This is a genomic window from Microbacterium sp. UCD-TDU, from assembly GCF_000340625.1.
Classification (GTDB): Bacteria; Actinomycetota; Actinomycetes; order Actinomycetales; family Microbacteriaceae; genus Microbacterium; species Microbacterium maritypicum.
The window spans coordinates 879,482-894,218 of record NZ_KB454447.1 but is presented as its reverse complement, the minus strand read 5'-3'; the positions used below and the strand labels follow the sequence as shown (position 1 = coordinate 894,218).

Sequence of the window (14,737 nt, the reverse complement as noted above, 5' to 3'; positions counted from 1 at the left end):
TACTGACATATGGGCGCTCAACTCAGGGTCTACAAGCAGAAGATCTCTTCTGCTCAGACGACCAAGAAGATCACGAAGGCGATGGAACTCATCGCGGCTTCGCGCATTCAGAAGGCGATGGCACGCGTCAAAGCGTCCACCCCCTTCGCGCGAGCCGTGACGAGGGCCGTGTCGGCCGTCGCGACGCACTCGAACGTGGATCACCCGCTGACCCGCGAGTCCGAGAACATCACCCGCTCCGCGGTCGTGATCTTCTCCTCGGACCGTGGTCTCGCCGGAGCCTTCAACTCGCAGATCCTCCGTGAGGGTCTCGAGGTCGCAGAGCTCCTGCGCGAGCAGGGCAAGGAGCCGGTCTTCTACCTCATCGGTCGCAAGGCCGTCGGATACTTCCAGTTCCGACGCCTCGCCGCCGCTGCGGAGTGGACCGGCGACACGGACACCCCGTCGTTCCACACCGCGGAGGAGATCTCCGCGACGCTTCTCGAATCCTTCTCCCGCGGGGGACAGGACGGCGGCGTCGATGAGATCCACCTCGTGTACAACCGTTTCGTCAGCATGATGACGCAGTCGCCCGAATCCGTGCGTCTGCTCCCGCTGGAGATCACGGAAGCCGATGAGTCGGAAGCCGGTAACACCGTTTACCCGCTGTACGAGTTCGAGCCGGATGCCGAGACCGTTCTCGACGCGATCCTGCCGGTGTACATCCAGAGCCGCGTCTTCAACGCTCTCCTGCAGTCGTCTGCCGCGAAGCAGGCGGCGACGCAGAAGGCGATGAAGTCGGCCAGCGACAACGCCGACAAGCTCATCACCGACTACACCCGTCTGCGCAACAACGCGCGCCAGGCGGAGATCACGCAGCAGATCGCCGAGATCGTCGGCGGTGCCGACGCCCTCTCGAGCAAATAGACCATCAGGAAAGAGACGAAAATGACCCTCACCGCTCCGGCTGACCAGCCGGCGACCGCGGTCGTCGGGCGCGTCGCACGCGTCAACGGTCCGGTTGTCGACATCGAGTTCCCTCATGACTCGATCCCCGACATCTACAACGCGCTGAAGACCACGATCGCGATGGGCGAAGAGTCCACCGAGATCACGCTCGAGGTCGCTCAGCACCTCGGCGACGACCTCGTCCGCGCCATCGCCCTGAACCCGACCGACGGCATCGTCCGCGGCCAGGAAGTCCGCGACACCGGTGAGGCCATCTCGGTCCCCGTCGGCGACGTGACCAAGGGCAAGGTGTTCAACGTCATCGGCGAGGTGCTCAACCTCGAGCCCGGCGAGACCATCGAGGTCACCGAGCGCTGGCCGATCCACCGCAAGGCGCCGAACTTCGACCAGCTCGAGTCCAAGACTCAGATGTTCGAGACCGGCATCAAGTCGATCGACCTTCTGACCCCGTACGTGCTGGGTGGAAAGATCGGTCTGTTCGGTGGCGCCGGTGTCGGCAAGACCGTCCTCATCCAGGAGATGATCCAGCGCGTCGCGCAGGATCACGGTGGTGTGTCGGTGTTCGCCGGTGTCGGTGAGCGCACCCGTGAGGGCAACGACCTCATCCACGAGATGGAAGAGGCGGGCGTCTTCGACAAGACGGCCCTCGTCTTCGGCCAGATGGACGAGCCGCCGGGAACGCGTCTGCGCGTCGCCCTGTCGGCTCTGACGATGGCGGAGTACTTCCGTGACGTGCAGAAGCAGGACGTGCTGCTCTTCATCGACAACATCTTCCGCTTCACGCAGGCCGGTTCCGAGGTCTCCACGCTGCTGGGCCGCATGCCCTCCGCCGTGGGTTACCAGCCGAACCTCGCCGACGAGATGGGTGTGCTCCAGGAGCGCATCACCTCGACGCGCGGTCACTCGATCACCTCGCTGCAGGCGATCTACGTGCCCGCCGATGACTACACCGACCCGGCTCCGGCGACCACGTTCGCCCACCTCGACGCGACGACCGAGCTCTCTCGTGAGATCGCCTCGAAGGGTCTGTACCCGGCCATCGACCCGCTGACCTCGACGTCGCGCATCATGGACCCCCGCTACTTGGGCGAGGACCACTACCGCGTCGCCACGACGGTCAAGCAGATCCTCCAGAAGAACAAGGAACTGCAGGAGATCATCGCCATCCTCGGTGTCGATGAGCTCTCCGAGGAAGACAAGATCGTCGTGTCGCGTGCACGTCGCATCCAGCAGTTCCTCTCGCAGAACACCTACATGGCCAAGAAGTTCACGGGCGTCGAGGGTTCGACCGTCCCGCTGAAGGAGACCATCGAGTCGTTCGACGCCATCACCCGCGGTGACTTCGACCACGTGGCCGAGCAGGCCTTCTTCAACGTCGGTGGCATCTCCGACGTCGAAGAGCAGTGGGCGAAGATCCAGAAGGAGAACGGCTGACCATGGCGCTGCACGTCAGCCTCGTCTCCGCTGATGCGGAGGTCTGGACGGGAGAGGCGAGCCTCGTGGTCGCCAAGACCGTCGAGGGTGAGATCGGCTTCATGACCGGCCACGAGCCGGTGCTGGCCATCCTCGCCGAGGGCCAGGTTCGCATCACCCAGTCGGATGGCACCAAGGTGCTGGCCAACGCGCAGGACGGGTTCCTCTCGATGGAGGGCGACACCCTGACGATCGTTGCCGGCAACGCGGCTCTCATTGCCTAGCAGTACCTGTTTCACGCGTCCGCCTCGGCACCCGCACGGGTTCCGAGGCGGACGCGTCTGTATCCACCGAGGTTTCATGAAGATCCTGCTCCCTCCGTCGGAGACCAAACACGAGGGTGGCGACGGTTCCCCTCTCGATCTCGACTCGCTGGTGCTTCCGTCGCTCAACGAACGGCGGTCGGCGGTCCTCGAGGCACTGATCGACCTCGCCTCCGATGAAGAGGCCGCACGACGCGTGCTCAAGCTGAGCGAGCGGCAGAGGGGGGACATCGCGCACAACAGGGCGCTTCGATCGTCGCCCACCATGCCGGCGATCGACCGGTACACGGGCGTGCTGTTCGATGCGCTCGATGCGCGTTCCCTCTCCGCGGTCTCCCGACGGTGGCTGGGAGAGCACGTGTGGATCCACAGTGCTCCGCTGGGCCCGGTCGGTGCCCTCGACGCTCTTCCCGCCTACCGTCTCGCGGCGGGGACCTCACTCCCCGGACTCCCGGCGCTTCGCCGGCACTGGGCCGAAGCCACCTCCGCCGCGATCGCCGAGGCCGACCCGTCGTTCGTCCTCGACCTGCGCAGCGAGGCCTACGTCGCACTCGGACCCGTACCGGGGTCCGTCTCCTCCGCGTACGTGCGGGTGGTGACCGCACACGGAAGAGCCCTCAACCACTTCAACAAGAAGTCGAAGGGTCTCCTCGTGCGCGCGATCGCCGAGGACCGGCCTCGTGTCAGCTCGCTCCGTGGCCTTCGCGCGTGGGCGCAGAAGCGAGGGATCGTCTTCCGCGACGGCGCAGAACCGGGCACTCTCGAGCTCGTCGTCGAGGAGTGAGTCGCCTCAAGGCGACGCAGCCGGCTCGTTCGCGGACGGGTGGTGATCTGAACGCGCCCGACGGCGAAAGAGATCTGCGGGGAAACCCCGTGACGCGCTAGTGTGATCAGCGCATGATGCCGCATCATGAATTTTCTGGAGGGAACTATGGACGATTACTACGGCTATGGCGGCCTATCAGGTGGCGCGCTGGTCGCGTTGATCCTGGTCTACACGATCCTGCCACTCGCCATCTACGCGCTCTACTCGTGGTTCTACATGAAGATCTTCGAGAAGGCGGGAGTGCAGGGCAAGTGGCGCGCCTGGGTGCCCGTCTACAGCACCATGATCTTCTACAAGCTCGGTGACCTGAGTCCCTGGCTCGTTCTGTACCTGATCGGTGGCGGTATCATCGGCTCGATCATCCCGTTCCTGGGATGGTTCCTGATCCTCCCGCTGATCGGTATCGCCGGTCGCGTCGTCGACCTGATCGCCGCATGGCGGGTCGGCCTGAAGCTGCAGAAGGACGCCGTCTGGGTCGTTCTGTACTTCTTCCTCCCGCCGGTGTGGCTCGGCATCAACGCGTTCGACAAGTCGCGGTGGAACGCGGGCATCCAGCCCGCCTCCTGGGCAGCGAACAGCCTGCTCGGCGACCGCACGGTGTGGGACGGGATCCCCGCTCAGGCATCGGCTGCGGCTCCGCAGGCCGGCTACGGCGCTCCCCAGGGCTACGCACCCCCCGCGCAGGGCTACGCGCCGCCGGCCCAGCCCGGCTACGCGCCGCCCGCTCAGCCCGGCTACGCACCGCCCGCTCAGCCCGGCTACGCACCGCCTGCAGGCCCCGCAGCTCCGGCGACCGGCGCACCGGTTCCCCCGGTTCCGCCGACCACGCCGCCGGCTCCTCCCGCGGCGCCGGCGACCCCGCCTGCACCTCCGACCGCGCCGCCTGCAGCTCCGCCGGCACCGCCTGCAGCTCCGCCGGCACCGCCTGCAGCTCCGCCGGCACCGCCCGCAGCTCCGCCGACCGACCCCACGCAGCCTCCGGCGTGATCGTCTGACACAGGGCCCTCGACTCCGGTCGAGGGCCCTGTGCCGTCTCGGGTGGTAGACGATCCTCAGCGGCCGCTAACGTGGATGACATGATCTTGTCGCAGCGCCGCGTGGGTGCTTCCGGTCTCCTCGTGTCCTCCCCGGGCCTCGGCTGCAACAGCTTCGGACGTGCCGTCACGGCGACCCCTCATCCGGTCGTCATCGACGAGTTCTTCCCGTTGCCGGTGGATGCTGGAGCCCAGGGGTGATCGAGGTGCGCGCGACTTCTACTACGATGTGTTGTGAGTATCCTGCGACCGTCCGATCCGCCGCAGGCCCATCGGAGGCAGCACGTGGCTGAGACGAAGACGCACCGAATCACGGTTGCGCAGCGCCCGCTGCTGCTGTCGTGGTCCGGGATCACCGATCAAGGCCGACGCCGCGAGACGAACCAGGACGCTTTCCTGGCCGACTACCCGCTGTTCATCGTCGCCGACGGGATGGGTGGTCATGCCGGTGGCGAGATCGCCAGCCAGAGCACGGTCGCGCGCTTGCAGGCCGTGGTCTCCTCCGGCAAGGTCGATGGGCCGTCGATCGAGAATGCGCTCGAGCTGGCTGTCGGTGACATCGCCGACCACCCGGAGACGACCGACGAAGGCACCGGGACGACGCTCACGGGGGTCTACTTCGACTCCGACGGTGACGAATCCCGCTGGATCGCACTGAACATCGGCGATTCCCGGGTGTATCTGCTCCGTGACGATCGACTCGTGCAGATCACGACAGACCACTCGGTCGTGCAGGAACTCATCACGGCGGGCAAACTCAGCCCGGAAGAGGCCGAAGGGCATCCGTACAGCAACGTGATCACCCGCGCGGTGGGAGCGAGCGAGCTCACGGCCCCCGACTACGTCTCCATCGACGTGCGCGCGGGGGACCGCTTCGTCATCTGCTCCGACGGTCTCACCAAAGAGCTCACCGACTACGGCATCCAGCACTTTCTCCGGGAACACCACGACCCGGGCGCTGCCGTCGATGCGATGCTCGCGGCAGCTCTGGAGAACGGCGGACGGGACAACGTCACGCTCATCATCGTGCAGGTGACGGCAGAAGAGGACTCGTCCTCCCCAATCGAGAACACCGCGGAGTAACCGTCCCGCGCTGTGGACAGCGCTCACCCCAGGATCGCGATGCGATCCACTGGGGGAATGGACTCCCTTCCGATCGTACTTCCGACGGCTCCGGCCGCCTCGCGTCGTGCCTCGCTGCCGTTAATGGCGGTGCTCGTGCCGATCGCTGCGGGCGTGGTGCTGTGGGCGGTCACCGGCTCGCTGCTCGCGCTCTGCTTCGCGGCGTTGGGGCCCCTGATGATCGCGGCCTCGCTCGTCGACTCGGCACGCACCCGGCGTCGCGAGCGCCGACAGGGTGCGCAGCGGAACGAAGCGGAGTGGGGCGAAGCCGAGGCAGAGCTGCTCCGTCGGCACAGCGACGAGCGCGAGTCGCTCTGGCAGCGGCGCCCCGACGCGGCTAACTGCATCGCGCAGCCGCCCCTTCGTGGCGCTCAACCGTTCGACGTGACCACGCCTGTCGTCGTCGGCGCAGGCGTGGCGACCAGTGAGGTGCGCTGCAGTCGCGGGGATGATGCGCGTGGACGGGAGTTCCGCGAACGATGCGGCGTCGTCGAGGATGCGCCTATCGCGGTGCCGATCGGTGGAGGCATCTGTCTCCGAGGCCCACGACCGCTGACCCAGGCGGCGGCGAGGGCCCTGATCGTGCAGCTGTGTCTGCGCTTCAGCGCCGCGCAACTATCCCTGGTCGGCTCAGATCCGGGCGGTACCGCCCTCGCCGCCTACGGGCTCGAGAGTCTCCCGCATACCCGACGTGGGCATCGAGGCGGCTTCCGGGTGGGGGTCGCGTCGATCGGCGAGAGACGGCCGCAGGCGGATGCCATGATCTGGCTGGCCTCGGTCGAGGAAGACGTGCCAGAGGGCATCACGACGGTCATCGACATCATCGAACCGCGACGGGGGACATTACGCACCCCGAGCGGCTCGGCCCCTATCGCCGTCGAGTGCTTGTCGTTCGCACAAGCAGGCGCCGTGGGTGCAGAGCTCGCGCATCGGGGCGACGAGGTCGAGGTGCTCCCCGACGCGGTGTCGCTTTCGGAGCTCGCGCAGCCTCAGGACGCCGACGGATTGGCCGCGACGATCGGACGCGGTGAGCGGGGGAGCATCACGGTCGACATCGTCGGCGACGGCCCGCACGCGATCGTGACCGGGATGACGGGGACGGGCAAGAGCGAGCTGCTCGTCAGCTGGGTCACGGCCATCGCGTCGGTGAACGGACCGGACCGCGTGAACTTCGTGCTGGCCGACTTCAAGGGCGGCACCGCATTCGAGCCGTTGCGCGCGCTGCGGCAGGTGGTCGCCGTCATCACCGACCTCGACGAGGAAGGCGCCAGGCGCGGCGTCTCCAGCCTCACCGCGGAGCTGCGGCGGCGAGAGGCAGTGCTGGCCGCTGCCGGAGTTCGTGATGTGCGTGATGTCTCGATGCCGCGGCTGGTCATCGTGGTCGACGAGTTCGCGGCCCTGCTTTCAGAACACCCCGACCTGGGCGCGGTGTTCACCGACATCGCAGCCCGCGGCCGCGCGCTCGGCATGCATCTCATCATCGGCACGCAGCGTGCGTCCGGGATCATCAGAGACGCACTGGCCGCGAACTGCCCGCTTCGCATCAGTCTGCGGGTCGGAGACGTCGCAGACAGCCGACTCATGATCAGCACGGACGCGGCGGCGATGCTCGCGGGCGACGCGAGCGCACGCGGGCACGGACTTGTGCGGCGGCCTGCGGACGACGAGCCCGTCGCGGTCCGCGTCGCCTTGACCGGGGCGGCCGATCTGAGGGACGTCGGCATGCGGTGGGCGGACGCAGATGCGCCGCCCAGCCCGTGGCTTCCCGCACTGCCTGCCGTCCTCCGGCTCGCAGAGGTCATCGACGACGTCGGGCCGTCGCCCGATACGGTCGTCCTCGGTCGCGCCGACGACCCCGGTCGCCAGTCGCAGCCAGCGATGCTGCTGCGGTGCGGAGACGAGCGAGGACTCGCGCTTCTCGGTGCGCCCGGCTCCGGCCGTACCTCGGCGCTGAGGACGGTCGCGGCGCAGCGGCGCGACGCCTTCTGGCTGCCGAGCGACCCCGAAGACGCGTGGGATCTGCTCGCCGCATGGGCGGACGGGCGGGAGCGTCCTCCTGCGGTCGTGCTGGGCGACGACCTGGACGCGCTCACGGCCGCTCTGCCACCGGAGTACGGCCAGCAGTTCGTCCACCGCTGGGAGCAGGTGCTTCGTGCAGCGCGGGGGACGACCTTCCTCCTGAGCGCGACCAGGGCGAGCGGAGCGCTGGGACGGGTGCTCGATCTGCTGCCGCGTCGAGTGCTGTTGCGCATGCCGAACCGCGTGGAGCATCTGGCGGCTGGGGGAGAGCCGTCGGGTTTCGTGCGCGACCGCGCTCCCGGGCGAGGCAGGATGGGCGACCACGAAGTACAGGTGGCCTGGGTCGACGAAAGCGAAGTCCACAGGACCGCGGCACCGGCGATGGCGGCGTGGGCTCCGACATCTGCGATCACTGGCGTCGTCAGCCCCGGGGCCGAGGAAGTGATCGCCAGGATGCGCGACGCGCATCCTGCATGCGAGGTGGTGGCCGTCGGCACCGAGCCCAAAGGTGTGGGACCTCGGTGCATCGTGGTGGCGGATGCGGAGACGTGGCAGCGCAACTGGCCCGTGTGGCAGCGCGTCAGGTCAGTCGGTGAGGTGCTCATTCGCTGCGAGCACCCGGCCGACCTCCGTCAACTGGTCGGCGCGCGCGATCTTCCGCCGTACGCGCGCCCGCATGCAGGCCGGGCGTGGTCGGTGATCGGCGCGCGTTCGCCGAGACGTGTCCACCTCGCCGAGCTGTCGCCGGCATGAGCATCCTCGCCCGCGGCGGAGAGGAAGACGCGGCGTCAGATCCCGGCACCGGGACGGATGGCACCGACGTCCGCTCCGCCGCCGAGCACGGCGAGCGGCAGCGCGCCGCTGAGAGCCGCGACGTCGGCGTCGCTCAGCCCTCCCGCGCGGGCGAGAAGAGTTGCGGCCACGATCGTCGAGGCGCGAGTGGCCCCGTCGAGCATCTTCAGCGCCACGGTCGTTCCGTTGGGGGCGACCATCACCATGACGCCCTCGGCGCCGTACTTGGTGAACACGCCGAGCGTCTCCGTCGCGATGGTGTCGGGGCGGCCTGGGCCCTCGATCGTCCAGGGGTTCTCGCGCACCGCGCGGACGAGGGAGCCGGCCACCCGGTGAAGAGCGAAGGGCGAACGATCCGAAGCGGTGCCGATGCGGTGGATCGCGCGCGCCAGACCGGTCAGCGTCATGGCGTGGACCGGCGCGCCGCACCCGTCGATCGCGGTGTGCGCGATCTTCTCGCCCGTGAGGCGCTCGACGACGTCGCGGATGTGCTGCTGCAGAGGATGAGAGGGATCGAGGTAGCCAGCGGTCGGCCAGCCCGTCGCCACACAGGCGCGCAGCATCGCGGCATGCTTGCCGGAGCAGTTCATGCGCACCCGCGTCGGCTCACCATGTTCACGAACGAGCTCATCGCGTGTCGCGGAATCGCTCGGCCAGGCGGCGGGACAGCCCAGGGCGTCCTCCGTGAGACCGCCCTCGGTGAGGATGTCGCGTACCACCGAGGCGTGACGGTCGGTACCGATGTGGCTCGCCGTCGAGATCGCCAGCTGCTCACCCTCGAGCACCGCGCCGGCGGTGATGCAGGCGATGGCCTGCAGGGGCTTGAGGCTGGAGCGCGGCAGGATCAGCGCATCGGCATTGCCGTGACGGGCGACGACGTCGCCGTCGGGGGAGAGCACGACGGCCGCACCGGCGTGGCGGGATTCGACGAATCCGCTCCTCTCGACGACGGCGAGTTCCACGGAATCCTGAACGGTGAGAGTCTCCAGCACCCGTCAACTCTAGCCCGGGGTGTGCGCCGTCTCACGTCGTGTCGGAGGAGCCTGACAGACTGATCCCATGGCAGAGACGACCTCGCGCACTCTCGGTGAACACCACTATGCGCTCACCGCGACGTGGACCGGCAACACCGGCACCGGAACCACCGGCTACCGGGACTACCGCCGCGACGTGACGATCGAGGTCGGCGGAAAGCCCGATCTGCTCGCGTCAGCGGACAAGCCGTTTCGCGGTGACCCCTCACGATGGAATCCGGAAGACCTTCTGCTGGCATCCCTCTCGGAGTGTCACCTGCTGTCGTATCTGCACGCGTGTGTCACTGCCGGCGTCGTCGTGGTGTCCTACCGTGACCGCGCGAGCGGAGTGATGCGCGAAGACGGCGCAGGCGGTGGCTCGTTCGTGGAGGTGCTGCTGCGCCCAGAAGTCGTCGTCGCCGAGGCCTCGATGGTCGAGGCGGCCGAGCGGGCGCACACCCAGGCGAACGAGTGGTGCTTCATCGCGAATTCGATGAACTTCCCGGTGCGTCACCAGGCGACGGTCAGCGCTCTCGCCTGACCACGCGCCCGGCCACGGGCTCCCGCCGCGTCAGCGACGTTCGTGCGGCAGAGCCTGCTTGATCTTCTCGATCGTGCCCTGCGCAGGTGCCTCGTTGTACGCGCCCGCGAGCTCCTGGCCGGAGAGACCGTGGATCGCGGCCATGATCTGATCCGTGGCGAGTCGACGCGCCCGTCCGCTGGTCGCCGGACCGTGCGGGGAAAGGTCGAGCGGTTCGCCGAAGCGCACCGTGATGCGCTCCTTGAGCGTGGGCATCTTCGCCCCCACCGGCATCACCTTGTCGGTGCCGATCAGACCGACCGGGACCACGGGTGCGCCGGTCTGGAGCGCGAGGAACGCGACGCCCGTGCGGCCCTTGTACAGTCGGCCGTCGGTGGAGCGGGTGCCCTCCGGGTACAGCGCGACCGCGAGTCCCTCGTCGAGGAGCTGACGCTGCAGGTCTAGAGCGTCCAGGGCGGCCTGTCCGGCGCCGCGGCGCACCGGGATCGCACCGATCGACTCGAAGAACGTCTTGCTCATCCAGCCCTTGAAGCCGGTGCCCTCGAAGTACGTCGACTTCGCAAGGAAGTGCACCGGACGGGGTGCGGCGACCGGGATCGCGATCGAGTCGATGAAGGACAGGTGATTGCTCGCGAAGATGACGGGACCGCTCAGGGGGACGTTCTCGCGCCCTTCGATCCGGGGACGGTACACCAGCCGAGCGAGAGGGGTGATGAGGCTGCGGCCGAGCGTGTAGGCGAACCCGGCGTGACGCGGCTTCGTCGTCTCCTCTGACGAGGCTTCCTCCGGTGACGAGGATTCGGGCTCGACGGACTGCTCAGAGGTCATCAGAGCAGATTACTCCCGGATCCATGCCAGCGTGGGAATGAAGACTTGCGCCGCGCCTCCCAGCGCGAGCAAAGGGGTATGAGGCAGGATGGAGTTTCCTGCCCGCGATCCCGAGGTCTCACTGTGCGCAAGCGTCCGCTCATCGTTCTGTCCACTGTCGCCGCGGCGACCCTTCTGCTGGCGGGCTGTGCCGGTGGCGCTGCGCCGGAGAGCTCCGGCACGCCTTCGCCGAGCGCGTCCAGCGGATGTCTGCTGAACGCGCAGCCCGGTGCGACGTCCGACGCGGTCGTCGTCGACGGCGAAGGCCTCGACGCGAAGGTCACCGTCCCGGCGGACGCGCCGTTCGCCGACGTGGAGCGCACGATCATCTCCAAGGGCGACGGCGACGAGGTCGTCGCGAACGACCTCGTGGGCGTGAAGTTCCAGATCATCGAAGCCGCGACGGGTGAGATCGTCGACTCCTCGGCTCGCAGCGACGGAGGAGAAGCCTCCGTCCTCCTCGATCAGAACAACGCTTCACTGTTCATCGCCGCGCTCGAGTGCCAGCCCCTCGGCACCCAGGTGGTCCTGGCGCTTCCCGGCAAGGTCTTCGGCGACGGCGGCACAGCCAAGGTCGTCTACGCCGAAGCGGTCGAGCAGCTCCCGGAGGTCGCGACGGGAACGCCGGTCGACCCGACCCCTGGCATGCCGACCGTCAAGCTCGACGACAAGGGCGCCCCGACCGTGACGATCCCGGACGGCGACGCGCCGACCGAGACCAAGGTCGCCGTCCTCAAGCAGGGTGACGGGGCGACGGTCGCCTCGGGTGATCTCGTCGTCGTGCAGTACCTGGGTGTCAAGTGGTCGGACGGCACGGAGTTCGACTCCAGCTGGAGCCGCGATGCCGCCCCGGCGCAGTTCCAGACCACCGGTGTCGTCGCAGGCTTCCAGAAGGCTCTCGAGGGCCAGCAGGTGGGCTCTCAGGTCATCGTCGTGATGCCGCCGTCCGACGGTTACGGCGCGAGCGAGGGACACGAACTCCAGAAGGAGAGCCTCGTGTTCGTCGTCGACATCCTCGCTACGACCCCGGTCCAGCAGCAGCAGTAACCGAGGCGGAGCCGTGGGCGTGACCTAGGCTGGCGTTATGCGTCGCGTCATCGTCCTCGGCTCCACCGGCTCCATCGGCACCCAGGCACTGGATGTGATCAGGGCCAACCCTCGTCGATTCGAGCTGGTCGGTCTCGCCGCCGGTTCGAACGCCGAGATGCTGGAGGCCCAGGCCGCGCAGTTCCAGGTCGAGTCCACCGCTCTCGGAGCCGTCGAGGCCGAGCAGCTCGTCCGCGATGTCGAAGCCGACGTGGTGCTCAACGCCATCACCGGCTCGATCGGGCTCGGTTCGACCCTCGCGGCGCTGAAGGCGGGCCGCACACTCGCCCTCGCGAACAAGGAGTCCCTCATCGTGGGCGGCGACCTCGTGCTCGCCGCGGCAGCTCCCGGTCAGATCGTCCCTGTGGACTCCGAGCACTCCGCGCTCGCGCAGGCGTTGCTCGCCGGCACCCACGCAGAGGTGCGGCGGCTCGTGGTGACGGCATCTGGCGGTCCGTTCCGCGGACGCAGCCGCACGGAACTGACCGAGGTCACCCCGGCGGAGGCGCTCGCGCACCCCACATGGGACATGGGGCGCATGGTGACGACGAACTCCGCGACCCTGGTCAACAAGGGACTCGAGGTGATCGAGGCGCACCTGCTCTTCGACATCGCGTATGACGACATCGACGTCGTCGTGCATCCGCAGTCGATCGTGCACTCCATGGTCGAGTTCATCGACGGCTCCACGATCGCTCAGGCCTCGCCGCCCGACATGCGCCTGCCGATCTCTCTCGGCCTGGACTGGCCGCACCGTGTCGGTGGTGTCGGGCGACCGCTGGACTGGTCGTCCGCCACCTCCTGGACCTTCGAGCCGCTCGATGCAGACGCCTTTCCATCCGTGGCACTGGCGAAAGCCGTCGGACGCGCGGGCGGTACGTTCCCCGCCGTCTACAACGCGGCCAACGAGCAGGCCGTCGACGCGTTCCATGAGGGACGACTCTCGTTCCTCGGCATCGTCGACACGATCGCCCGTGTCATCGACGCGCATGATGCGCCGGACGTACTCACAGTCGAAACTCTCGCCGCGGCCGAATCCTGGGCGCGTGCGACCGCCGACCGCATGATCGCGGCCGTCTGAGGAGTCCGCCAGGGCGTTTTGCGCCCCGGCGTTCGGATCAGTCCTCGTCGGGGTAGGGCACCGGCCAGCGCGAGTCGGGGACGGGCCAGCCGGCGGCGCGCAGCGCCCGGCGGGCGAGCTCGCGTGCCGAGTAGGGCGTGCGGACCCCGCGGATGTCTCGGTAGTCCTGATGTCCGGGGCCTGCCCAGAGGATCGCATCGCCGTCGCCCACGAGTCCGACCGCGGTGACGATCGCGTTCTCGGGCGGCGAGGCCTCGTGGATCTCGGCATCCGGTCGTGCCCTGCGGGCGCCTTCGATGAGAGTCGCCCGGATGGAGGCTGGGTCCTCGAAGCGCGGGTGGTGATCGGTGACCACGAGGATGTCGCTGCCTTCGACGGCGGTGCGCGCCATGTCGAAGCGTTTGCTCGCATCGCGGTCGCCATCGGCGCCGAACAGCATCAGCACCTTGCCCGGGGTCACGCGGCGGACGGCGGCGAGCGTCTTCTCGAACGCGTCGGGGGAGTGACCGAAGTCGACGAACACGGCCGGGCCGGTCGATCCGGAGACCAGCTGGGTGCGACCGGGGAGATACGCGCGGATACCGCCGTCGCGGGTGAGCGCCTCGACGATGCGATCCCAGGCGTAGCCGCCCTCGAGCAGCATCACGATCGCCAGGGCGGCGTTGGCGGCCATGTGCGGCCCGATCACCGGGACCGTTGTCGTGAGGGAACCGGCAGGGCCGGTCATCGTGAACGTGGTGCCGGCTGCCCGCTCCTCGTCGATGACGACGACCCAGTCCGCGGCGGTCGCGGCCTCGGGGTCTGCGGCGATGGACGGAGTGCCCACCGTGACGACAGGGATCTCGGCACGGTCGACGACGATCGCCCCCGAGGGGGAGTCGAGGCAGATGACGCCGCGCTCGGCACGATCGGGGCGGAACAGCGGCAGCTTCGCCTCGAAGTACTCGTCCATGTCGGCGTAGTCGTCGAGGTGGTCGTGGCTCAGGTTGGTGAAGCCGGCGACGTCGAACCGGATGCCGTCGACGCGGTGGCGTGAGAGCGCCTGCGCGCTGACCTCGACGGCGACGGCTTCGACCGCGCGTTCGCGCATGAGTGCCAGCAGCGCGTGCATCTCGGAGGCTTCGGGGGTGGTCAGCCTCGAGACGATGACCTCGCCGGCGATGTGACGTTCGGCGGTGGAGGAGAGTCCGGTGACGACGCCGATCTGATCGAGGATGCCTTCGAGCAGGTGGGAGACGCTGGTCTTGCCGTTGGTGCCGGTCGTCGCGAACAGCAACGGGAGCGGGTCGCCGGCTCCGGTGCCGTAGACCCAGGCACTGAGGTCGCCGAGCACAGCGCGAGGGTCATCGACCACGAGGATCGGGAGTCCCGCCGCTTCTGCGATCTCGGCGCCGGCCTCGTCGGTGATGACGGCGACGGCGCCCTTCTCGGCGGCGGTGACAGCGAAGTCCGCACCGTGCCGATTGACGCCCTGGATGGCGACGAACGCCTCGCCCGGGCGGAGATCCGCCGTCGCGAGGGTGATGCCGGTGAGGGCGATCCCGTCGACATCACCGCGAACGGTGCGGGCGAAACGGGAAGCGAGTTCGGACAGCTCACGCCGGGGCGGGTTCGCGGGGCGGAGCACGGGAGGCAAGCTCGGTTGTTGTTCAATCGACATGGCGGATCCATG

The 14,737-nt window shown here is 68.3% G+C and carries 14 protein-coding genes; 11 read left to right on the top strand and 3 right to left on the bottom strand.

What is annotated here, in order from left to right:
• Positions 1-9 precede the first annotated feature (9 nt).
• The 8 genes from D514_RS34630 to D514_RS34600 all read left to right on the top strand — a co-directional run bounded on the left by D514_RS34630 (position 10) and on the right by D514_RS34600 (position 8,438).
• On the top strand, positions 10-906 hold the full coding sequence (locus D514_RS34630; RefSeq protein WP_017830990.1) for a F0F1 ATP synthase subunit gamma: 897 nt from the start codon (positions 10-12) through the stop codon (positions 904-906).
• Between the two features lie 21 nt (positions 907-927).
• The gene (gene atpD, locus D514_RS34625; RefSeq protein WP_017830989.1) at positions 928-2,382 is read left to right on the top strand and encodes a F0F1 ATP synthase subunit beta; all 1,455 of its coding nucleotides are present in this window, start codon (positions 928-930) and stop codon (positions 2,380-2,382) included.
• 2 nt (positions 2,383-2,384) lie between these two features.
• On the top strand, positions 2,385-2,645 hold the full coding sequence (locus D514_RS34620) for a F0F1 ATP synthase subunit epsilon (RefSeq protein WP_017830988.1): 261 nt from the start codon (positions 2,385-2,387) through the stop codon (positions 2,643-2,645).
• A 76-nt stretch (positions 2,646-2,721) separates the two neighbouring features.
• Positions 2,722-3,468: a YaaA family protein gene (locus tag D514_RS34615; RefSeq protein WP_017830987.1), complete on the top strand. Its 747-nt coding sequence runs from the start codon at positions 2,722-2,724 to the stop codon at positions 3,466-3,468.
• 147 nt (positions 3,469-3,615) lie between these two features.
• The gene (locus D514_RS39035) at positions 3,616-4,497 is read left to right on the top strand and encodes a DUF5684 domain-containing protein (RefSeq protein WP_186004853.1); all 882 of its coding nucleotides are present in this window, start codon (positions 3,616-3,618) and stop codon (positions 4,495-4,497) included.
• Between the two features lie 89 nt (positions 4,498-4,586).
• Positions 4,587-4,745, top strand: coding sequence for a hypothetical protein (locus tag D514_RS39030; RefSeq protein WP_017830986.1), 159 nt, complete (start codon positions 4,587-4,589; stop codon positions 4,743-4,745).
• A gap of 84 nt (positions 4,746-4,829) precedes the next feature.
• A complete protein-coding gene (locus tag D514_RS34605) occupies positions 4,830-5,627 on the top strand; it encodes a PP2C family serine/threonine-protein phosphatase (RefSeq protein WP_017830985.1) in 798 nt (265 codons plus the stop codon).
• Positions 5,628-5,684: 57 nt separating this feature from the next.
• Complete coding sequence (locus D514_RS34600; protein ID WP_017830984.1) at positions 5,685-8,438, top strand: FtsK/SpoIIIE domain-containing protein; 2,754 nt, start codon at positions 5,685-5,687, stop codon at positions 8,436-8,438.
• Positions 8,439-8,473: 35 nt separating this feature from the next.
• Here the strand turns inward: D514_RS34600 and D514_RS34595 are convergent, their stop codons facing one another.
• Entirely contained in the window at positions 8,474-9,469 is a 996-nt protein-coding gene (locus tag D514_RS34595; protein ID WP_017830983.1) for an asparaginase, read from the bottom strand.
• Positions 9,470-9,536: 67 nt separating this feature from the next.
• Here D514_RS34595 and D514_RS34590 point away from each other — a divergent pair, with 67 nt between their 5' ends.
• On the top strand, positions 9,537-10,031 hold the full coding sequence (locus tag D514_RS34590; RefSeq protein ID WP_017830982.1) for an OsmC family protein: 495 nt from the start codon (positions 9,537-9,539) through the stop codon (positions 10,029-10,031).
• Positions 10,032-10,061: 30 nt separating this feature from the next.
• Here D514_RS34590 and D514_RS34585 read toward each other — a convergent pair whose 3' ends face one another.
• Complete coding sequence (locus D514_RS34585; protein WP_017830981.1) at positions 10,062-10,859, bottom strand: 1-acyl-sn-glycerol-3-phosphate acyltransferase; 798 nt, start codon at positions 10,857-10,859, stop codon at positions 10,062-10,064.
• Positions 10,860-10,982: 123 nt separating this feature from the next.
• Here D514_RS34585 and D514_RS34580 point away from each other — a divergent pair, with 123 nt between their 5' ends.
• Together D514_RS34580 and dxr are read left to right on the top strand one after the other, a co-directional pair.
• Positions 10,983-11,945, top strand: a complete 963-nt coding sequence (locus D514_RS34580) for an FKBP-type peptidyl-prolyl cis-trans isomerase (protein WP_017830980.1) — start codon at positions 10,983-10,985, stop codon at positions 11,943-11,945.
• A 37-nt stretch (positions 11,946-11,982) separates the two neighbouring features.
• Positions 11,983-13,065, top strand: coding sequence for a 1-deoxy-D-xylulose-5-phosphate reductoisomerase (gene dxr / locus D514_RS34575; protein WP_017830979.1), 1,083 nt, complete (start codon positions 11,983-11,985; stop codon positions 13,063-13,065).
• A gap of 37 nt (positions 13,066-13,102) precedes the next feature.
• Here the strand turns inward: dxr and D514_RS34570 are convergent, their stop codons facing one another.
• A complete protein-coding gene (locus tag D514_RS34570) occupies positions 13,103-14,725 on the bottom strand; it encodes a Mur ligase family protein (RefSeq protein ID WP_051056607.1) in 1,623 nt (540 codons plus the stop codon).
• Between the last annotated feature and the right edge of the window lie 12 nt (positions 14,726-14,737).